The organism is Bacteroidales bacterium (assembly GCA_023228145.1).
In the GTDB taxonomy this organism is placed as follows: domain Bacteria; phylum Bacteroidota; class Bacteroidia; order Bacteroidales; family CAIWKO01; genus CAIWKO01.
Genome location: JALOBU010000024.1, coordinates 20,499 through 42,618 on the forward strand (window position 1 = coordinate 20,499; position 22,120 = coordinate 42,618).

15 protein-coding genes, 1 other RNA gene and 2 pseudogenes are annotated in these 22,120 nt (G+C 39.7%); 13 read left to right on the forward strand and 5 right to left on the reverse strand.

Going from position 1 to position 22,120, the window contains the following annotated elements; genetic code table 11:
- Positions 1-2 precede the first annotated feature (2 nt).
- The 3 genes and pseudogenes from M0R16_10865 (at position 3) to M0R16_10875 (ending at position 2,385) form a co-directional block, all read left to right on the forward strand.
- Positions 3-605, forward strand: coding sequence for a gliding motility-associated C-terminal domain-containing protein (locus tag M0R16_10865; GenBank protein ID MCK9613375.1), 603 nt, complete (start codon positions 3-5; stop codon positions 603-605).
- 781 nt (positions 606-1,386) lie between these two features.
- Positions 1,387-1,542: pseudogene (locus M0R16_10870) on the forward strand (hypothetical protein).
- 291 nt (positions 1,543-1,833) lie between these two features.
- A complete protein-coding gene (locus tag M0R16_10875; protein MCK9613376.1) occupies positions 1,834-2,385 on the forward strand; it encodes an OmpA family protein in 552 nt (183 codons plus the stop codon).
- Between the two features lie 93 nt (positions 2,386-2,478).
- Here M0R16_10875 and M0R16_10880 read toward each other — a convergent pair whose 3' ends face one another.
- Both M0R16_10880 and M0R16_10885 read right to left on the reverse strand, forming a co-directional pair.
- The gene (locus M0R16_10880; protein ID MCK9613377.1) at positions 2,479-4,674 is read right to left on the reverse strand and encodes a S8 family peptidase; all 2,196 of its coding nucleotides are present in this window, start codon (positions 4,672-4,674) and stop codon (positions 2,479-2,481) included.
- A gap of 16 nt (positions 4,675-4,690) precedes the next feature.
- Positions 4,691-5,725, reverse strand: a complete 1,035-nt coding sequence (locus M0R16_10885) for an endonuclease/exonuclease/phosphatase family protein (GenBank protein MCK9613378.1) — start codon at positions 5,723-5,725, stop codon at positions 4,691-4,693.
- 156 nt (positions 5,726-5,881) lie between these two features.
- On the opposite strand from M0R16_10885, the gene M0R16_10890 reads away from it, so the two are divergent.
- The 3 genes from M0R16_10890 to M0R16_10900 all read left to right on the forward strand — a co-directional run bounded on the left by M0R16_10890 (position 5,882) and on the right by M0R16_10900 (position 12,274).
- A complete protein-coding gene (locus M0R16_10890) occupies positions 5,882-8,668 on the forward strand; it encodes a carboxypeptidase-like regulatory domain-containing protein (protein MCK9613379.1) in 2,787 nt (928 codons plus the stop codon).
- A gap of 22 nt (positions 8,669-8,690) precedes the next feature.
- Positions 8,691-9,980: a DUF5689 domain-containing protein gene (locus tag M0R16_10895; protein ID MCK9613380.1), complete on the forward strand. Its 1,290-nt coding sequence runs from the start codon at positions 8,691-8,693 to the stop codon at positions 9,978-9,980.
- A 107-nt stretch (positions 9,981-10,087) separates the two neighbouring features.
- A complete protein-coding gene (locus M0R16_10900; protein MCK9613381.1) occupies positions 10,088-12,274 on the forward strand; it encodes an endonuclease in 2,187 nt (728 codons plus the stop codon).
- 48 nt (positions 12,275-12,322) lie between these two features.
- Here the strand turns inward: M0R16_10900 and M0R16_10905 are convergent, their stop codons facing one another.
- Positions 12,323-14,011, reverse strand: coding sequence for a DUF6130 family protein (locus M0R16_10905; protein MCK9613382.1), 1,689 nt, complete (start codon positions 14,009-14,011; stop codon positions 12,323-12,325).
- A gap of 159 nt (positions 14,012-14,170) precedes the next feature.
- Between M0R16_10905 and M0R16_10910 the strand changes: the two genes are divergently transcribed.
- The 3 genes from M0R16_10910 to M0R16_10920 are packed head-to-tail and all read left to right on the forward strand — an operon-like array spanning position 14,171 to position 16,699.
- Positions 14,171-14,908: a polyprenol monophosphomannose synthase gene (locus tag M0R16_10910; GenBank protein ID MCK9613383.1), complete on the forward strand. Its 738-nt coding sequence runs from the start codon at positions 14,171-14,173 to the stop codon at positions 14,906-14,908.
- A gap of 55 nt (positions 14,909-14,963) precedes the next feature.
- A complete protein-coding gene (locus M0R16_10915) occupies positions 14,964-16,316 on the forward strand; it encodes a dihydroorotase (GenBank protein ID MCK9613384.1) in 1,353 nt (450 codons plus the stop codon).
- A 23-nt stretch (positions 16,317-16,339) separates the two neighbouring features.
- Entirely contained in the window at positions 16,340-16,699 is a 360-nt protein-coding gene (locus tag M0R16_10920; GenBank protein MCK9613385.1) for a DUF4296 domain-containing protein, read from the forward strand.
- A gap of 1 nt (position 16,700) precedes the next feature.
- Here the strand turns inward: M0R16_10920 and M0R16_10925 are convergent, their stop codons facing one another.
- Both M0R16_10925 and M0R16_10930 read right to left on the reverse strand, forming a co-directional pair.
- On the reverse strand, positions 16,701-17,102 hold the full coding sequence (locus M0R16_10925) for a hypothetical protein (GenBank protein MCK9613386.1): 402 nt from the start codon (positions 17,100-17,102) through the stop codon (positions 16,701-16,703).
- 48 nt (positions 17,103-17,150) lie between these two features.
- Positions 17,151-19,151, reverse strand: a complete 2,001-nt coding sequence (locus M0R16_10930; GenBank protein ID MCK9613387.1) for a urocanate hydratase — start codon at positions 19,149-19,151, stop codon at positions 17,151-17,153.
- Between the two features lie 116 nt (positions 19,152-19,267).
- Between M0R16_10930 and M0R16_10935 the strand changes: the two are divergent.
- From M0R16_10935 to M0R16_10950, 4 genes and pseudogenes are all read left to right on the forward strand, one after another.
- Positions 19,268-19,845: pseudogene (locus M0R16_10935) on the forward strand (acyl carrier protein phosphodiesterase).
- Positions 19,846-19,857: 12 nt separating this feature from the next.
- Positions 19,858-20,541: a hypothetical protein gene (locus M0R16_10940; GenBank protein MCK9613388.1), complete on the forward strand. Its 684-nt coding sequence runs from the start codon at positions 19,858-19,860 to the stop codon at positions 20,539-20,541.
- Between the two features lie 19 nt (positions 20,542-20,560).
- Positions 20,561-20,931, forward strand: a transfer-messenger RNA (tmRNA) gene (gene ssrA, locus M0R16_10945).
- Positions 20,932-21,336: 405 nt separating this feature from the next.
- The coding region (locus M0R16_10950) for a hypothetical protein (GenBank protein MCK9613389.1) at positions 21,337-22,120 on the forward strand (784 nt) is incomplete at its 3' end.

Genomic DNA, 22,120 nt, shown 5'->3' on the forward strand with positions numbered 1-22,120 from the left:
CTATGAAGAAACATAATAAAATAGTTTTGTTTGCTTTGTTTTTTCTGATGACATTCATTGCCTTTTCCTGTAAAAAACAAGACACCCCCACCCCGGAGCCTATATATGATACCTTGCTTGTCAATGCTCCCGGAATGTTTTACGATATGAGCGAAAATACCATACTCACACTGGATGCTACCATACCGGAAGCAACATCTTACCTTTGGCTGCCGGGAAACTTATCCACACCTACCATAACCATAAGAGACGAAGGATATTATGAGGTTACTATCATCACTCCATCTCAGCAATACGATTATCAGGTGACTGTGGTTTATAACGGAAGCGATTGCTATATTCCCAACTCATTTACTCCCAATAACGACATGTTAAACGATACTTGGAGGCCATATTTCTATAATATAAGCACGGAGAATTACTACCTGTATGTTTATAATGCTGATAACGTGAAATTATTCACAACCGAAGACCCTTTGCAGGCCTGGGACGGGAAATATCACGGTCAGCTGATGCCGGCTGGATATTATTACTACGTGATAAATTATCAGACAATTTCAGGAGATTCTAAGACAAAAAACGGAATGCTGCAATTGGTTTTATAGTTTAAAGTTCAGAGCAAATAAGTTATTGTTTCGGGTTTTAACAAACATATTAATAAAAATGGCCGGTTGTGCTATTAAATTATGAAATCTCACTATTTCATATATACAAAATATGGACGGTTCAAATTTCGATTTAGCTCAATCCTGCCGTCAGAAAGTTATGAGCTAAATAGCACAACCAGTTAAAAAATATGTTATTTGCGTTGTTAGTTATTGTTTTTTTATTTTTTAACCCAAAATCAATTCTAAAAAAAAAAGTAATATTTTTACTGCACAAAATACATTTAACAAACACAAAGCCATGAAAAAACTTTTTGCACTTATCGTTATTTTGTTCACATGTTTTTATTTGTCATATGCACAAACAGCCGACAGAAAATGGAGCATGGGGATTCACGGGGGCGCCTCGCAATATTGGGGAGACCTGGGCCATGGTTTTTACAGTTTCACCAAAGGTTGTTATTTCTTTGGGGGGCTGTCTGTTTCTCGTTATCTTGACAGATTCTTCGACTTAACCCTGGCAGGTAACTACGGCAGTATCGGTTATGGCAAATCAAAGTCCATAAACCCTGCAACAGGCCCGTACATACATTCGTCACTTTTAGATGTTGATTTAACGGCTCGTTTCAAATTTCTCGGAAACGATGAATTTAAATTGTCGCCCTATATTTTCTTCGGAATAGGTTATATGAACTTTAACGATAAACACAGTGATGAAACCTGGCATAATGTTGCTTTACCGACATGCGGTATCGGGCTTTCTTATCACTTTCTTCCTTATATGACACTGCGTTTTCAGGAAAAATTCATTTATTCTAACTACGACAAGGTTGACCACTATGCCCGCAAGGACGATGACAGTTATCTTCAGCACGACCTCAGCCTTGCTTTTAACTTTGGCAAAGCAAAAGACACAGATGCCGATGGCATACCTGACAAAGATGACAAATGTCCGGAGGTCAAAGGGCTGTTGAAATTCAGTGGCTGCCCCGACACTGACAATGATGGCGTTGTAGATAGCGATGATGCCTGCCCGGGCACATCCGAAAATGTTAAAGTGGATGCCAAAGGCTGCCCGCTGGATACTGACGGCGACGACATTGCCGATTATTTAGATAAATGCCCGGAAGTGAAAGGCCTTGCAAAGTTTGCTGGCTGCCCCGACACCGACAATGACGGCGTTATAGATAAAGACGACCAATGCCCCGGAACGCCTGAAAATGTAAAGGTGGATACCAGAGGTTGCCCGTTGGATAATGACAACGATGGTATTGTTGATTACCTTGACAAATGTCCCGATATCAAAGGCCTGAAAGAACTAGATGGTTGCCCCGACAAAGACGGCGACGGCATTCCCGATTATCTTGATAAATGCCCTGAAGTAAAAGGCATACCCGAAAACAAAGGCTGCCCCGAAGTGAAGCAGGAAGTGAAGGAAATATTCCGCAAAGCATTGCAGGGGATACAGTTTGAAACCGGCAAAGATGTCATACGTTCTGTGTCATACCCGATACTCAACAATGTGGTAAATATCATGAAGGAGAACAAGGAGTACAACCTTATCATTAACGGGCACACCGATAACGTAGGCGATGATGCTTCAAACATGCTATTATCGCAAAAACGTGCTGACGCTGTAAAGGGCTACCTGGTGAACAAAGGAATTGATGCAGCACGCATGAAAGCTTTTGGCTATGGCGAGACCAAACCGGTTGAAGATAACAGCACTGCTTCCGGACGCGCCAAAAACAGGCGTGTTGAGTTTGTGGTGGAGTTTTAAGTATGATTCGGTAAAAAACTTTTAAGCTCATTGCGGTATTACAAATAATCAATGTTGTTTGTAATGGAAGGAATTATTGCAAGCTATTGTTGATTACTGCTTAATAAATTTTATATTTTTTCTGCTTATGGTATCAATAATTTCAACAAAGTAAATTCCTGAATTCAGTCCGCTAATATCAATGGTATTTCTGTTGTTCAAATTATGAGTGGCTACCGGCTGCCCTAAAGAATTGTAAATGTTCACGGTCAGCGATGATGATGTTACATCGCCCAGCAGATAAATGATATTCTCTGCAGGGTTTGGATAGACTAAGAAATTTGATTCTGCATTATTTTCATTTATTCCTGCATAAGCCATCTTCACTGCCCTCCAGGCGTGTATTTTTCCCCATCCCCAGCGGTAGCTTCCCGTGTCAGGAATAGCTCCTGTGCGATTATCTTCGCGTGCCGTCTGAATAATGATATCTTTTACTTGTTCGGGAGTCAGGCTTGGATTGGCCTGCAACATCAAAGCAACAATGCCGGTTACCATAGGTGATGACATAGATGTGCCAGAGAAGCCCATAAATTTATATGTTCTCCCGCCAAATTCAACTGTAGTTACAGGATTAGGGTAGCTGCCGTTGGTGAATGATGACAAGGATGAAATAACTCCCACTCCGGGGGCAGAAATATCGGGTTTAAGCCTTCCATCGAATGTAGGTCCATAACTTGAGAAGGAAGCTAAAGTTCCCCCATACAAATTTCCGCCGGCATAGTATTCGGAATTATAAGCTGCAACACTGATGATGCTTTGTGAACAGGCAGGTTCTCCTACACCGCAATAATAATCGCCGTTCACCCAACCGGGCTGGGCATTGGAAAAAGCTGAACCCCAGTTGCCGACATCATTTATGAGTTCGATCACATTCCAGCAGTTTATTACTCCGGAATCAGCAGAGGCGAAAAGCACTATTTTGTATGTGCCTGTTTTCAGGTTACGTATCCGTATGCGCATATGCGGCCGGTTGTTCAATGGATTTGAAGAATCACTGGAAATATTGTAAAAGATGGTGTCGGCGCCAATAATAATGCTGTCCTCAATGTAATAAACAGAAGAATCGGCGGTTGAATAAAAAGATGATTGATCAAGTAGGCTATACGATGTATTGTATACTTTCAAGCTTACATCAAACTTATGCTCTGGTTCACCCCATATGGTTACCGACTGCCCCCACATTTTTGGATAATAGGAGTAACTGTCGAAATTCACCTGTGTTCTCAACGTGTCGCTGATACCATTAAATGAATGTGCCAGATGAAATTTTACATCGCCGTTGTTCCCGGCAGCGGCAACAAAGACCACACCCTGTAATGACAGTTGGTCAATAGCCTGGCTTAACAATGATGTGCCGTCAAGGTTGCCGGCATAGTAAAGCCCCCAGCTTTGGTTTATCACTAAACGCTTGATTACACTTGATGCATAATCTGCCATCCAGTTGTAAGCATCCAGCACTGCCGCCATGTCAACCAGGAAAGTAGCCATAAGATATTCGGCCTCGTATGCTACACCGCGATATATGGTACCCGCACCGCTGCCGCCGCAGATGCCTGCCACATGTGAAGCGTGTGTGGCCCATTCATAAACATTAAATGTGTCGCACTGTGCCAACAGCAGGTCTGCCTCTCCTGCAATCTCAGTTCCATAAGAAAAGCCTGCAGGTGGCGGCCCCGCATTGCGAAACTGATCCCATGCTTTTACAATGCGTGTATGCGACAATGTGGTGTCATAAAACATCGGATGTGTATAATCAAAACCCCAGTCGGTGATGCCGATAAGGACATCTTTGCCTGTAAATGGCATAGGAAGGTCAATACCTTGCCACACACTATCTACACGGGTATCTTTTACAGCACGATTTAGGGCTGGGGATATTTTTCCGGCAACCTCAAGGTATGAAATGCCGGGGAGTTTACTGATCATGTGAATTTTTTTCAGCGGGATGCGCAGCGTGATAATGTCTCCTGTTCGTGACCCAATTTTCATACCTTCAGTTTCCAGGATAGTTTGATTAAATTGTTCGTTGACAAGTGCAAGGCAGGATATATAATAAACCCCGTTGCGCTTTGTTATTGCATATTTGTTGCAGATATCGCTGTCCGGAATATTATCCGTTTTTGACATTGATTTGTTAAGGTCGGCCAGAAAAATCATAGTTTCTGCCGAAATGCGTGTTTGTGCAAATATCTTAACAGTTCCTGTCAGAATTATAAGCAACAGGAAAAAGAGTTTAATAAAACGAATCATAATATTTTTTAAATAATTATTCGGCTTCGCGGCCAAAGATGGCATAAACCGGAAAGTGGTCGCTGTAACCCATAATATATTGGCCTCCAGCTACAGTGCGCCATGGGTAACCTGTAAATGTGCCGGTTTTCTGCCTCAGGAATTGCTCGTTAAAAACTTTGGCTTTGATAAACTTGTAACTTTTGTATTCTTTTCCGGTAAGTGTTGACGAAACAATAATCTGGTCATAGAGGTCCCATGAATCGCGATACGCATAAGAACCTACGCCATCCATAAACAATTTGTACATCGGGTTAAACAGGTCGCCGGAAACAACTTTATCTTTGGAGGTTTTCGCATTGAGATATTTCCTGATGCTGGCATTATTCGGATTATCGTTAAGGTCACCCATGATAACAATTTTTACATCAGAGTTATTTTGTTTCAGGGAGTCAACAATATTTCTTGATAACATAGCTGCTGCTATGCGTTTCGGAGCGCTTCTTTTTTCGCCCCCGCGGCGTGAAGGCCAGTGATTAATCAAAAAATAAAATCGTTCTCCGTCAAGTTTTCCCCATACAAGCAGCTGGTCACGGGTAAGGAATGATTTATCAGATGTTGACAATGTATATGGTTTACTTCCTTCCTGAACAAAGCGGCTTTTCTGATATAGTAAAGCCACATCAACACCGCGTCGGTCAGGGGAATTATAATGAATAATGCCATAATTTTTTGCTTTTAGCGCGTCAGAATTGACAAGGTCTTCAAGGACGGTACGGTTTTCTATTTCTGAAAGGCCTATAATAGCAGGTCCATCAGGAACTATGTCCTGTCCGATTTTTGAAATAACTTCCGATAGACGCTGAAGTTTTAAATTGTATTTATCCAAATCCCATTTCTGGCTACCATCGGGTAAAAATTCCGCATCATCGGTAAGAGGGTCATCGTAAATGTCATAAAGATTTTCAACATTATAAAAAGCAATTATTGCTATCGAAAGCTTTTTATCCTGTGCATTTAAAAGGGATACTTGTAGAATTATAGTAACAAACAAAGTCAGTTTTTTAAGCATAAATAAAGTTGTTAACAATATATAAGTATCAAAATTAATCCTTTTGATTAAAAAAACTTTAAATTATTTTTTTTTGCCTTTAAATAATTATCTTTGTTTGGGTATATTTTCTGAATTTTATCCATGATAATAAATAATGAATTCTAAATATTACATATGAAAAAGGCATTATTGTTGTTTTTCCTGACATTTTTAACGGCAAATTATCTTATTGCTCAGAAAGCCATTATACAAGGCAAAGTAGTAGATTACACAGGAACCCCTATTCAAGGTGTGAATGTATCGGTGGGTGAAAAAAATACTCTTACCGGAACTGATGGTAAATTTTCAATAGAAATTGAGCAATATGCGCAGGTACGAATTATTTTTAGTGTTGACGGCTATGAATATAGGGCCATTAATTCAAATGTTGCATCTCCTGTTTTCAATCTGGGAATGGTTGAAATATCTTACTCCGGTCATAATAACTTCGTTTCAGATGGATATACAGATGCTGCTGCAGGAAGTGTGGTTTCGGAAGATGAAGTCAAAGACCAGTATGTTGCAGGTCTATTACATTCTTCCACAGATGCATTTGTTTCGGTATCAGGGTATACACTCAGTGCCGGTTATTTTCGCCCCCGTGGTTATGACAACGAATATTCAGAAGTATTAATCAGCGGGCTATCCATGAATGACCCCGAAACCGGCAGGCCAAGTTTTTCGGACTGGGGCGGGCTTAACGATGCCACGCGTTTCAAAGAAAGCTCTTACGGCCTTAGCCCGACACGTTTTTCTTTTGGCACTTTAATCGGTACACAGGATATTGATGTGAGGGCTTCTCACCAGCGAAAACAGATTAAGCTGTCGTACGCTTTTTCAAACCGGACATATCAGCACCGTGCCATGCTCACCGGTTCTACCGGCCTCATGAAAAACGGCTGGGCAGTAACAGCTTCCTTGTCAACAAGGCTTGGTAACCACGGATATGTTGAAGGAACCCCGTACGAGGCATATTCCTATTTTCTTTCTGTAGAAAAGAAGATCGGGAAAAAACATTTTATCTCATTTACGGGCTTTGGGGCGCCAGCAAAAAGAGGTATGCAGTCGGCTGCCGTACAGGAAATTTATGACATGCTGGAAGACAATTATTACAATCCAAACTGGGGTTGGCAGGAAGGGAAAGTCCGCAATGCACGTATAAGAAACAGCCATGAACCGGTGTTAATGTTGTCGCACTATTATGATATTAATGATAAAATAAAGCTCACAACAACATTTGGTTTCAGCTTCGGCAGGACAGGCACTACTGCTCTTAACTGGTACAATGCCGCTGACCCGCGCCCTGATTATTACAGGTACCTTCCAAGCTGGCAGGAAAATGTTGACCCGGAAACAGCTGCAGATCCCCTCTTGGTTCAGGATATTATCAATGCATGGAAAACAGATGAAAATGTCAGGCAAATTAACTGGAATGAGTTGTATCAGATAAATTATCTTAGCTATCTCAGTGGTGACCAGGCAAAATATATCCTTGAAGAACGCCGTCTTGACCACTGGCAGGAAGCACTTTCATCACACCTGAATTACGAAATTAACAAACATATATTTTTCAGCGGAGGGTTGAATATTAACCTATATAAAAGCCGTAACTACAAAGTCATAAATGATATGCTTGACGGAATGACAGACGTAACTACGGGAGAGCCTTACACAGGCTACTGGATTGATGTTGACCAGTACTCTGAACGAGACTTTCCTTCAGATACAAATATGTTACAAAACGACTTAAATAACCCCGGGGAGAAAAAATATAAAGGAGATGTTTTCGGGTATGACTATGATGTGCATATTAATTCTGCAAACATTTGGGCGCTTAGTGAATTTTCTTTTAATCACTTTGATTTCTTTGCTGGAATTAAACTTTCCGGTACACAGCTGTGGAGAGACGGAAAAATGAAAAACGGACGCTTCCCTGATGATTCATACGGGAAGTCGGCAAAACATAGCTTTTTCGACTACGCTGTTAAAGCCGGTGTTACTTATAAACCAACCGGCAGACATTATATTGCACTTAATGGCGCTTACATGACTATGGCCCCGTCTTTTAACGACATTTATATCTCGCCAAGGGTAAGAAATACAGCCATAAGCGACATTAGACCCCGAAAGATTTTTAGTACTGATTTGAGTTATATTATCCGTTATCCTGTTGTGAAAGCCAGGCTTACCGGGTTTTACACACAATTCTGGGATGACACCAAATACAATAGTTTTTATCATGATGACCTACAGACTTTTGTTAACTATATGATGGTGGGTATAAACAAAACGCATATGGGTATTGAATTAGGTGTTGAAGTGAAAATAATTCCAGAATTGTCAGTTGTTGCAGCAGGTTCTTATGGAGAGTACAGGTATTCAAATCAGCCGTCTGCGTTCATGTCTGTTGAAAATGGTTCGCAGCCTGATTCGACACAAAAAATCTATTGTAAAAACTTTTTTGTAAATGGCACACCACAAGCCGCAGGCTCTCTGGGTTTGAAACTGGCTTATCCTGTAAACTGGATTAAAAATGTAAATGAGACATGGTATGCTAATGTCAATGCAAATATCTTTGCAAACAATTGGGTTGATTTTAATCCCAGCCGCCGCACTTCACAAGCTCTTGATGGTCTGATGCCCGATGACCCGCAAATTATTACTATTACTGAGCAACATCTGGCATACGAAAAACCCCAGTTTACACTGGATGCGTCTTTAGGCAAAACATTTGCTTTTAAAAAGTACTATATCGGGATAAATGCCAGTGTCAGCAACATTCTTGATAATAAAAAAATGATTACCTCCGGCTATGAGCAGCTCAGGTTTGATTATGAAACAAAAAATATTGACAAGTTTCCTGCAAAATACTATTATGGCTTTGGCAGGACATATTTCATTATGATTACATTCAGATATTAAAATAAAAAATAAATTATAGGTTATGAAAACATTTTTTGAGATAAAAAAAGTATGGGTGCTTGCAATTATTGCTTCTATGTTAATTGCCACAAGCTGCAAGAAAAACTTTGATATTCCTCCGGTTGAAATACCGACTTTTACCTTACCTGATGGAGCAACACTCATTAACATCAGTGAACTGAAAGCCCGCCATACCGTTTTAGGTGCCCTTGATAGTATAAATGATAATGTTTATGTGTCTGGTATCGTTACAGCCAACGATGAATCGGGGAATATTTATAAAAGCCTTTATATACAGGATACTTCTGGTGGATTGTATATTGGCCTTGACCGGACAAGTCTTTATAATATTTTCAAAGTGGGTCAACAGGTGTTTATCAAATGCCAGGGTTTATTTTTGGGGGATTATGGAGGAATGACACAGCTTGGAGCTATTTACAACGGAGAAATCGGCCGGATTCCCGACATTTATATTGACCAACATTTGTTTCGCAATGGATTACCCGGGACAACGCCTGAGGCTGAATTGTTGACCATCCCAGCTATAACAGACGCTCATCTGGGAATGCTTATCAAACTTGAAAATATGAGCTTCGTTGAAGTGGGACAAACTTTTTCATTGTCAACAGGAACAACCAACCGTACAATTACTGATGGGGCAAATACTTTGATTGTAAGAACCAGCAATTATGCAAATTTTGCAGCCAATATCATCCCGGGGGGCATAGGCACCGTTTATGGCATACTGAGTGTTTTCAACGGCGATTTACAACTTTATCTGCGAGATTTAAACGACCTTAGTGGTTTTGATTTCAATGCTGCTATTGTTTTAAGCGAACCTTTTGCAACAGTTGGCTCTCTTGGAACTTTTTCACAATATAGTGTAACCGGAGCACAGGTATGGGCGCAGTCAACATATAACGATGATACTTTTGCAAAAATGTCAGGATTTTCAGGATCGGCAATCGATAACGAAGACTGGCTGATTTCGCCTTCTCTGAACCTGGATAATTTCACCAATGAAAAACTTAATTTCTTTACCATGATGAATTATGGCACAGCAGGCGATGGTTCCCTCCGCCTTTATTTCTCTACAGACTATTCATCCGGGAATCCCACGCTGGCAACGTGGACAGAAATCACCGGAATGACACTTTCATCGGGTGGATGGGTTAAAACTACTTCCGGGGATGTTGACCTCTCGGCAATAAACGGTACTAACGTGCATATTGCGTTTAAATATTTATCTACTACTGCCGGTGCGGCTACATGGGAGGTAGGAGGCATTTTGATAACTGGATCTCACAATTAATATAAATGCAATACTTTCAAAGGGGGTTGTTTTCAAAAGAATAACCCCTTTTTGTTGTGATAAAACCCGGTATAAAAACTTTGTAATTTTATGTTAATTCCTGAATAATGAAAAAACTATCCGGAAAAATTCTAATTGTGTTGTTTGGATTTTTATTACCGTTTGTTATCCAGGCACAGACATTGCTACCGGCATCCTGGGACTGCTCCCCGGAATCTATCCCGGACGGATGGACAACTAATATATCTGACTATTATGTTTCATCGGCTTATTATCATTCGCCACCCAATGCAGCAAAATTTGAAGCAACAGGGAAGTATATAACCGTTCATTTTGTTGACAAACCTGATAGCCTGAAATATTATTTACGCGGCGCCTCTTTTTCAGGGGGTACTTTTTCCGTTCAGCAATCACAAAACGGCAGTACATGGACTGATGTGAGAATTTTTACAAATGCCAATATTCCTAATAGCAGTTTACAAACTGCTCAGCCTTTTAAAGAAAAACTACTATCAGTAACACGTTATGTCAGGTTTATATATACAAACAAATCAGGTGGTAATGTGGCTGTAGATGATATTATGATTACACCATTACCCCCCGGCCCTGAGGCATACATAAAGATTAAACTGAATAATATTTTTATTCCATCGGGAGGTACAGCAGTTTACGGCAACGCTTCTCCGGTAAATTTTATAGTGATAAATCAGGGAACCGATTCCACTCTTAGGCTTAACTCTGCAGTTTTCAGCGGGGTAGATGCTTCGATGTTCTCTTGCCCGGATATTCCACTAAATATTCCACCCAATGACTCGGTATTCCTTGCAGTACATTTTAGCCCATCAGGAGCTTCAGGAACTAAAACAGCAAGTATAAGTATCAGCAACAACGACTCCGGCAACAATCCTTATATTTTGAACCTATGGGCTGTGAACGGATGTTGTGCTACCGAACCCACACAGGCAGCCACAAACCTCAATTTTTCGTATGTCAAATCATATAAATTCCGTGTGAATTTTTCTGACGGGACCACTCCGCCGGAAAAATACCTTGTACTGAAAAAATCTTCACCAATAACAGAACAACCACTTGACGGGCAAAGCTATCGGAAGGGGGAATATATAGGTGGCGCTCAGGTGTCTTATATCGGGCCTGCCGGATATTTTTACCCATCCAATGTAATAGCCAATACTCATTACTATATAAAAATATTTTCTCTTAACGGTTTTCAGGGGTATGAAAATTATCTTACTTCAGCCATAGCTGCGGCAGATACAACCACACCCGAAAATATGATAGAGGATTATTATGACAGCATTGATGAACTTTCACCAACATTATGGCAAGACCTTCATACACTTATCAACAACCATTATTCTCAATATTACAGCAATTACACCTCTTATCTTGTGGATAATTTTGAAAGCCGTGATACACTTACCGATGGATATTCAAGAAAAGTAATCACATGTGCTTACTCTGGAGAAAATTATGTGTACAGCGAACCTTTTGCTTTTCTGTATTTTAGCAGGGAGCATAATTTCTGCCAGAGTTGGATGCCTACCTCTAATGATGCCAACTTTACCGACTTTCCTGAATATAGTGACTATCACAACCTGATGCCAGTCAACCAGAATAAAATTAATGTGTACCGTCTTAATTATCCCCTTGGAAAAGTTGTTACAATTCAATATCAATATTTAGATGCAAAAAAAGGCCTCGATTCTTCGGGAAATGTCGTTTTCGAGCCCCGCGACAAGATAAAAGGTGATTGCGCAAGATCGATGTTTTATCAGATACTATGCTATGACGGTGTGAACGGAAACGACTGGTATTTGCCAACGGTTATTGATTCTGCAACAATGTATGGGCAGAACGAAAGCCTTCTGAAACAATGGAATTTACAAGACCCTCCGGATAATTATGAAATAGCCAGAAATGATTACATACATTCATTACAACAAAACCGTAATCCTTTTATTGATAAGCCCGAATGGGCGAACAAATTCGGATTTGGTGTGTATAGCGGCTTAGATGAAAATAAAAAGCAAACCGGAGATGTTAGAATATCACCAAACCCTAATGACGGAGCTTTTACGATATTTAACTATACTCAAAAAGATAGTTTTTTTGAGTTTTTCGATATCATGGGAAAAAGAATTTTTGCCACTAACCTGAAAAGCGGCTTTTTTCAAAAAATAAAATTGCAGGAGCTGAACAGTGGAATTTATTTATACAAAGTGAAAGACAAATTAAATTTTTTTGAGACCGGAAAGATTATTATTTTGAAATAAAAAAAGCTGCCCCATTGTGGAGCAGCTTTCAAATGATTATGTATCTACTTATTGTTTAATAAATGTACGGGTTCCCTCTATAGTATTGCCATTCATAAAACTCAGGAAGTAAATTCCGTTTTGCAGGTTTGTTACAAATATTTTGGAGTTTTGTTCAGTTACGTTATATTCAAAAACTTTTTCTCCCAGAAGATTGATAACAGTAATTTTATTGATTTTCTTTTCAGTTTTGATGTTGATGACATCGCTAACCGGATTGGGATATATGCTGAAATAATTGCCGGTATTTTCTTCAATACTGCTGTGTAAAGTAATATCATTAATGTCTCTTGGTTCAAGAACAAAATCACCCCATGTGAAATAAACAACCCCGGTAACATCATAGTAGCTGCCAACTACAGCAGTGGGGAACCCGAAAATCAAATTTCCAATTTCAAGGGTGTCGGAATTTTGAATAACTTCCCACCAGCCCGATGTGTGCACATAAGTGCAGGGAGCGTCTATCACATTCACAAGCATGCCTTCATATTGCTCGGTTTTTACCGTTGTGGTTGTTAGTGAAACTGGAGTTGGCAAAGGCTTGCCGGTTGCAGGAGTATTAAAATATGTAATAGTTTTTAGCTCGGTTAAGTTGTTATATTCTGAAACTAAGCCTGTTAATACAATACTGTCGCCAAGAGCAGGAGAATGAGAATTGTCGTAAACATAGAGTCCGTTCCAGGGGTCGGTGCCGTCCTGAATAAAATATCCCAATGCATGTGTAGCTGTAACAATACCTGTAGTCGTTAATACAGAGTCATTGAGAGGGGAATCCCCGTTAGGCAGGGTGGTGTATTGAATATCATAAATAGGTGTGATGGTTGGCCCCGAAAGGTTAACAGTAAAGGTAGTACTATCTGCAACATTCGGGGTGAGCGGGTTGTGGCTGTTGTCAACCAAAGTCATTACCACCTTGTGAGCACCGTTTGTAAGTCCTGTTATAGAAATCGGGTCAGTGAGTGTATACTCATTGACACTTCCGCCATCAACGGTATAATGAATATGTCCATCAGTATTCATTATAAAATTAAATAAGGAAAAAGTAACATCAATATCAGCAGTGTAAACAGTTGAACCGTCAGCAGGATATAAAATGGAAATAACAGGGTCTGTTGAAACAGCCCCGTGATAGCCTAAGCGCTCGATAGTTTCTGTGGCGGCTCCGTCAACAACAGCCGTTGTGGTTTCCGTCCATTCGCTTAATGTCCATGTGGAATTTGGTGCTGTAATTGCTAAATTTCTATAATAAGATTTATTTGCATACTGAAAAGTGCCCCAGGCAAAAACATCTAGCAGGGTGGTTCCATTGTTTAATGTTACAATATCGGTATTTGTTGCATCGCTTCCCTGACCGTTGAAATTTGCTACCATAGCAGTGTCTCCGGGGGTATAACTTACCGCATAAGCGGGGCTGGCAGCATCTTTATGCCTTATAATTAAGCATTGTCCCGGGGCAAGAGTTCCCGTCAGGTTTCTTGTATAAGTCGGATTATTTGCGCCAATTTCAGCTTTGTTGTTATAAGTCTTAATAGTCAACTGAGGGCTTGTCAAGTCCACGGCGCTTGTCCCGATATTGGTAATTTCAATAAATTTGTTATATGAAGAACCTTCATAAATTTGGGAAATGATGACTTGTGCTTTCAGGCCTGTGAAGCAAAGCAGAAAAGCAGATAAAAAAAACAAAGTAATTTTTTTCATGGTTGTGATTTTAATTATTTAACGAATTAAGAGAAGTTTTTTTGTCAAAAATAATAAAAAGACCTTTTAAGAACACAAAAATCAATTTTCTTTAAAAGATTTTCTTTATAAATAATAAAAAAATGATAAATTTGTTACCCAACCATTAAAAAATAAATTTTGTCAGACAGCGTAATCATCATACCAACTTATAACGAAAAGGAAAATATTGAAAAAATTATCCGTAAGGTTTTTTCACTTCCTAAAGATTTCCACATACTCATCGTTGAAGACAATTCTCCTGACGGCACCGCCAATATTGTTAAAACACTTATGAATGAATTCCCCGGCAGGCTATTTATCGAAGAGCGCAAAGGGAAACTTGGCCTTGGCACGGCATACATACATGGGTTCAGGTGGGCTTTGCAGCGTTCCTACACTTATGTTTTTGAGATGGATGCCGATTTTTCTCATAATCCCGATGATTTAATAAGGCTTTATGATGCCTGTGCAAAAAATGGAGCCGATATGTCAATAGGCTCACGTTATATCAACGGTGTTAATGTTGTAAACTGGCCCATGGGAAGGGTCCTGATGTCTTATTATGCTTCGGCTTATGTGCGTTTCGTTACCCGCATGAAAATCCGTGACACTACAGCCGGATTCAAATGCTATACCCGCAAGGTTTTAGAGACCATTGAACTTGATAAAATTCACTTTATTGGTTATGCTTTTCAAATTGAGATGAAATTTACCACATGGAAACACGGTTTTAAAATACAGGAAGTGCCTATCATTTTCACCGACAGAACTGAAGGTCAGTCGAAGATGAGCAAAGGTATTTTTAAAGAAGCTGTTTTTGGTGTAATATCATTGAAAATAAGAAGTTGGTTCCGAAAATATCAAAAAGTTTCCTGAGCATGGTATTGTTTTTTATTCATAACGTTGCAGGTTCACTGCCTGTGTTTTTTATATGAAGAAAAATTACCTTATTAAAAATGCCACGATTATAAATGAAGGAAAAACATTTTCCGGTGATGTCCTTATTATCGGGAATTTTATTGCGGATATAGGGGAAAATATACCAATCAGCGTTTTATTTGCCAGGGAACAAAATATTGAAGTTATTGATGCTTCAGAGATGTTTCTCATTCCCGGAGTAATTGATGACCAGGTGCATTTTCGGGAACCAGGATTGACACGTAAAGGAGATATTGCTTCTGAATCGGCAGCAGCCGTTGCAGGTGGCGTAACCAGTTTTATGGATATGCCCAACACAAAGCCTCCTGCACTCACACTGGAGTTGCTTGAGCAAAAATATGAGATAGCCGAAAAAACTTCACAGGCTAATTTTTCATTTTATCTTGGAGCTTCCAATGACAATATTGAACACCTGAAACAGTTTGACCCAACGAAAAATTGCGGCATAAAAGTTTTTTTAGGTTCTTCTACGGGAAATATGCTGGTAGATAATACCGAAACTATAAAAAAGATTTTTAGTTTGCCTTTTTTGATTGCCATTCACTCCGAAGATGAAGCAACCATAAGGGCGAACACTGAGTTTTACAGGCAAAAATACGGTGAGGATGTCCCGGTTAAATTTCATGCTGCCATAAGGAGCGCAGAAGCATGTTTCAAATCTTCTCAGCGGGCTGTAATGCTAGCGCATGAACTTGGCACAAGACTTCACATATTGCATTTGTCAACTGCTGATGAACTGGCGTTTCTTACCAACAATATTCCTCTTGAAGAAAAGAAGATAACGTCTGAAGTATGCGTTCACCATTTGTGGTTTAACGAAGATGCCTATCACACAAAAGGTACATTGATAAAATGGAATCCTTCTATAAAAACCGAAGCGGACCGCAAAGCATTGTTCAAAGCCGTTCTTGACGGGACTATTGATGTTGTGGCTACTGACCACGCTCCACACACTTTTGAGGAAAAAATGCAAACGTATTTTTCAGCACCTTCCGGTGGCCCTCTGGTACAACATTCATTGCTGATGATGCTGGAATTTTCCCATCAAAAACAACTATCACTTGAAGAAATTCCGAAGCTTATGTGCCATCATCCTGCCATATGTTTTAAAGTTCAAAAAAGGGGGTTTATTCGTAAGAATTATTATGCTGATTTAGTGTTGCTTGATTTGAAAACCTCCACATCTGTTATTACAGAATCATTGCTTTACAAATGCAAATGGTCGCCGCTTGAAGGAACAACATTTTCATCTAAAATAACGGCCACCTTTGTTAACGGATATAAGGTTTATGATGGTGTAAATGTTGCTGAAAAAACCCATGGTATGAGGCTTACATTTAATTAAATGTGAAATTGTAATTTTGCTCTATGAAAAGAAAAGCCCTTGCTTTATTGTTATTGTTGTTTCTTGCCTCTTGCGGGTCTGAAGAAAAAGGGGCTTCCATACCCGAAAATGTAATGGACAAGAATAAGATGGTTGCTGTGCTGGTGGATTTTCATCTGGCAGAAGCTGCTCTGAAAAGAGCCGAACAACAAGGACAGGATGTTAATAATCTATCGGTAAAATATTACAGCCTTATAATGAAAAAGCACAACATGAATAGTAAAAAATTCAATGCCAGCCTGAATTTTTACAATTCGAATATAAAGGATTATTACAAAATTTATCAGAATGTAGTTACTGAATTAAGTAAGATGCAATCAAAAATAATGAGCGTTAATCCCTGATTTATTTTGTATAGGTAGCTTCAACAGTTTCCACATCGGCATTGTCATTCACATAGTACAGCATGGTAAATTTATTGCTGTTGACAAGGTTTCCGGAGCCGTTGACCGTATTGCCGCAATAGGTTTGTGATGGAAGAGTGAGGTTGTTTGCGGTGGCAATGCAATAAACCTTTTCGTTGCTGCCCTGAAAATGAAAATTATATATCAGGATTTGAGCGCTGTTTGAAGGGTCGAGTTGTACGGTTACATTATAATTCAGACCGCTTGCCTCGTGGCAGCTCCAGGTGCCTAAATAAGATTCCCTGACATCATTTTCATTGGGGTCATCAATTTCTTCACATGATGAAAAGATAAGTAAAGAAAACAAGGTAAAAACAATAAATAATCTTAAGCTTTTATTCATATTAATCATTGTTTTTTTTTGCTAATTTAAGCAAAAAATGTTCCAATATCAAAATAAGGAATCAATTAAATCTTTATCAGCAATATTAGGTAGGGTAAGAAGCAGTTCTGGTACAGATTCCATAGCTCTTTTTGCTGTAAATATGGCTCCCGGATTTCTTGCCCAGCTTCTGCGAGCGATGCCGTTATTCACGTCCCAGAAAAGCATGGATTTTAATCGCCTGTCTGCATCATCAGAGCCATCGAGCACCATGCCGAAGCCGCCGTTTATCACTTCGCCCCAGCCAACTCCTCCACCATTATGAAGTGACACCCAGGTGGCTCCCCGGAACGCATCGCCAATAACATTTTGCATGGCCATATCTGCCGTAAATTTAGAACCGTCATAAATATTTGAGGTTTCTCTGTAAGGGGAATCGGTTCCGGAAACATCGTGGTGGTCGCGGCCAAGTACAACAGGTGCTGAAATATCGCCATTTTTTATGGCCTGGTTAAAAGCTTCGGCAATTTTTATTCTTCCGGTAGCATCGGCATACAGTATCCTTGCCTGTGAGCCTACCACCAGTTTGTTTTTCTTGGCTTCTCTTATCCAGAGAATATTGTCTTTCATTTGTTGTTGTATTTCTGATGGGGCATTTTTTGATATTTCTTCTAAAACCTGCATCGCAATCTTGTCAGTTTTGTCAAGATCTTCGGGCCGGGAAGAAGTGCATGCCCACCGAAACGGGCCAAAACCATAATCAAAGCATAAAGGCCCCATAATATCCTGAACATAGGACGGATAAATAAAGTCTCCGTTAGGTTTTAAAATATCAGCACCTGCCCTGGAAGCTTCCAGCAAAAAGGCATTACCATAATCAAAAAAATACATTCCTTTTGTAGCAAGAGCATTAATTGCGTTGACTTGGCGCCGCAATGATTCCTGGACTTTTTGACGGAAAAGTTCCGGGTCCTTTACCATCATTTCTTTTGACGTTTCAAAATTTAGCCCTGCAGGATAATACCCACCGGACCATGGGTTATGCAAGGAAGTCTGGTCAGAGCCCATGTCCACATGAATATCTTTTTCAATGAGCTTTTCCCATAAATCAACAATGTTGCCCTGGTATGCCATTGAAACGGCTTTTTTTGCTTTGCGTGCTTTTTCTATTCTTACAATAAGCTCATCAAGATTGGTAAACACTTCATCAACCCAGCCCTGCGAATGGCGTGTTTCAACTGCTTTCGGATTGATTTCCGCAATAACCCCAACAGCGCCTGCAATGACAGATGCTTTGGCCTGAGCCCCCGACATGCCTCCCAGCCCGGAGGATACAAAAAGTTTTCCTGCAAGGCCTTCGCCTGTTGCGTCAATTTTTCTTCCGGCATTCATAATGGTAATAGTTGTTCCGTGAACAATGCCCTGCGGGCCAATGTACATAAATGAGCCGGCTGTCATCTGCCCATACTGTGACACACCAAGAGCATTAAAGCGTTCCCAGTCGTCGGGTTTGGAATAATTTGGAATAACCATTCCGTTAGTAATTACAAGCCTGGGAGCATTTTTATGTGAAGGGAATAATCCCAGCGGATGCCCCGAGTACAATACCAGAGTTTGTTCGTCGGTCATTGTTGCCAGGTATTTCATGGTGAGCAGGTATTGTGACCAGTTTTGGAAAACAGCTCCGTTGCCGCCATAGGTGATAAGTTCGTGTGGATGTTGTGCTACTGCGTTGTCAAGGTTGTTGGACAACATGAGCATGATGGCTGCTGCGTGTCTGGAACGATGAGGATATTCATCAATATTGCGGGCATAAATTTTATAACGGGGGCGGAAACGATACATGTAAATCCTTCCGTAAGTGTTCAGCTCGCTGAGAAACTCAGGAGCCAGAACTTTATGGTACCTGGCATCAAAATATCTTAGGGCATTGTGAAGCGCAAGTTTTTTTTCATCTGCGCTGAGTACATCTTTTCTTTTTGGCGCATGGTTTATTTGCTTGTCGTAAAGCTGTGGCTCCGGCAATATATCGGGAATACCCTGCAAAATTTCCTGTTGAAAATTATTCATAAGTTTATTTAAATTTCATTATGTTTCGTCGTACAAAAATAAAAATTTATTGAATTATGTGTTGAGATATTGCAGGTATAAGCGCAAGTGAATATATTTGCATGAATTATTTGATGATGAATTATCTGGCGCATGCATATCTTTCATTTGATGAAGGGGATATACTTCTTGGGAACTTCATTGCTGATACCGTAAAAAATAAAGCTTCGGGATATTCAGAAAAAATTCGACAAGGAATTCGCTTGCACCATCTTATTGATAATTATACCGATGATAATCTGCATTTCAAGAAAAGCATCAGCCGGCTCGACTTGAAATATACACCTTATGGGGGCGTGATTGTGGATATTTTTTACGACCACTTCCTTGCGGCAAACTGGCAACGATACCACCCATTACCTTTGCGTAATTTTGTTGCAAAAGTTTATAAAATTGTTTTGTCCAAATATCATTTTCTGCCTTTGCAAATGAAACTAATGTTTCCGCACATGATGCTGACAAACTGGCTTTTAAATTACAGGGATGCAAATAACCTGAGATTTTATTTCAGGGGCTGTCTTACCGGACAAAAAACACTTATGTGATGAAAGATGCTGCGGGAGAACTGAAAAAACATTACAGCAGCCTCAATCAGGATTTTTTTAACTTTATGAATGATATGATTCCGTATGTTAAATCACTTAGTAATTATTAAAACCCTACAATTATGAAAAAATTAAAAATGCTTTTTATTGCAGTTGTCTTTATTTTGAGCGGCTGTTCGGGTAGTTCCGATAAAAAAACTGATATTAATTCCGGCGACACTGTCATTGCATTGGCTGATGAAGGGAAACCCGTTTATGAAAGATATGGGCTCAAATCGGCCATACTGCACATGAAATCAAAGACCATGGGTATGGAGCAGGATGTCATTATGTATTTTGATGATTACGGAAAAAAACAATGTAACGAGTTGAGCATTGAACTGCTGGGAAAGATCATGAAACAAATTACCATAACCGATTCTGGCTATATGTACACCTACACTACAGCTGACAAAAACGGAACAAAAATTAAACTCGATGAAAACAGCCCTGATAAAGTAAATTTCAATGCATTGACAGAAGAAATGGTTAAAAAGTTTAATATAAAAAAAACTGGTACGGCTGTGATATTGGATAAAAAATGCGATGTTTATACGGCAGAGCACACATCGGCCAAAATGAAAGGGACGTATTATGTTTGGAAAGGTTTTATAATGAAAGCCGTTTCTTCGGTAGCCGGAATTGAAGTGAAGATGGAGGCCGTTAAACTTGAAGAAAACCCTGTTATTCCTGCTGAGAAATTTGAAATTCCTGAAGATATTAATATTCAGTTGATTGATAACACGAAGGATGTGGTAAAAAAATAGTAACTTTGCACTGTTGCAAGGGGCTGACCGGTTTTGACAGCGAGGTTAGTGGACTTGTAAGCATGCCGGGCGTTGTGTGTGTGGCCCGTTAATCCCAATGCTCACGCCAGTTAAATGGCAACGATTACAATTACGCCTTAGCTGCTTAATTTAGAATTAAGCGCTGGCTGCTTCCCGGGAAACTCCTCCCTGCTGTGTCCCGCCAGAAGCATCGTAAATGCGGGGATAGTCCGTTCAGCGCCCTGATGTTCGGGCAAAACTTTAAGGGATAAGGGTAGGGTAGGACGGCTTTTTTCCGGCTTTATCACGAAAACCAAGTAAAAGCTACGCATGTAGAAAGCATTTCAGCTACTTGTTTGGACGCGGGTTCGAATCCCGCCAGCTCCACAAAACAACACCTCTGCACCCCGCAGGGGTGTTTTTCAAATATTTAAGCGGTTCTGAAAGTTTGCTTTCAAATTAAAGACTGAAATATTTGAAAATGTGAAGTAAAAGTGGTGTTGTTTTTACCTCCTCCCCACAGGGTTAAGCGAAGCTAATCCAGCCAGCTTCACCAAGCGTTGTGGTCTCAAAATAGAAATAGCCTCTTTTTTTGTTAACAACAATTCAAAAAAAACATAAAAATTATTTCAATATTTTAGAAATATATAAAAAAAATAATGCAAAAACCATATAAAAATATTTTCGTTTAAGATTTTTTATATAATTTTATACCAATTATATACAACCTAAATTCATAAATTATTGTTGTAATTGTTGACATCCTTTTATTAATAAAAATATGTTTTTATAAAAATGGGGAAAATATATACACTACTGAGTAAAAAATTAAAAAACCATTTAATAATTTATACACTTTTTTTTGTTTTTTTAATTTTTTCTAATTTAAGTTCAGGGTATTCACAGTGTACAAACTGTACGTACAACGCTCCAGCAGGCACACTAAGTGGCACCGCTATACAATGGACTCAATCCGGCAGTGGGCTTTACAGCGGATCATACAGTTATTGGTCGCTTGATGCGAATTATTTTTATCAATGGTACAACTATGGTTATGACACATATCTTGTCCTGTATCCACAAAATAATTGTGACACATATTTTTTGGCGTACGACGATAATAATGGCGCAGGAAATGAGTCTATGATAACTTATACCCCTGGAAGCACCGCTGTCCGCCTTTTAAGTACTTATTATACCTGTGCAAGTGGCACATCATATTCTGGTACATTGAATTATAGAGCCATTCCAAAGACTCCTTCTATCAGCGCTTCGATTACACAGGTATGTTCCGGAGGAGCTGTTATACTGTATGCCAATAGTGCAAATATTCAGGATGATGATTATATGAATTGCCGGTGGGGGACCACTTCGGGCGGAACGGAAGCCGGCTATAACACAAATACTATAACTGTAAATCCAACTGTCAACACAACCTATTACTTGCAATACGAAGTGCTTAGCGGAGCTTATCCTGGTAGTACATTATACTCAAATGTAGCATCTATCACTATATATGTTGATACACAGGCGCCTACCATAACCTGTCCGACAAACAAAACGGTAGCTTGCGGTGCCA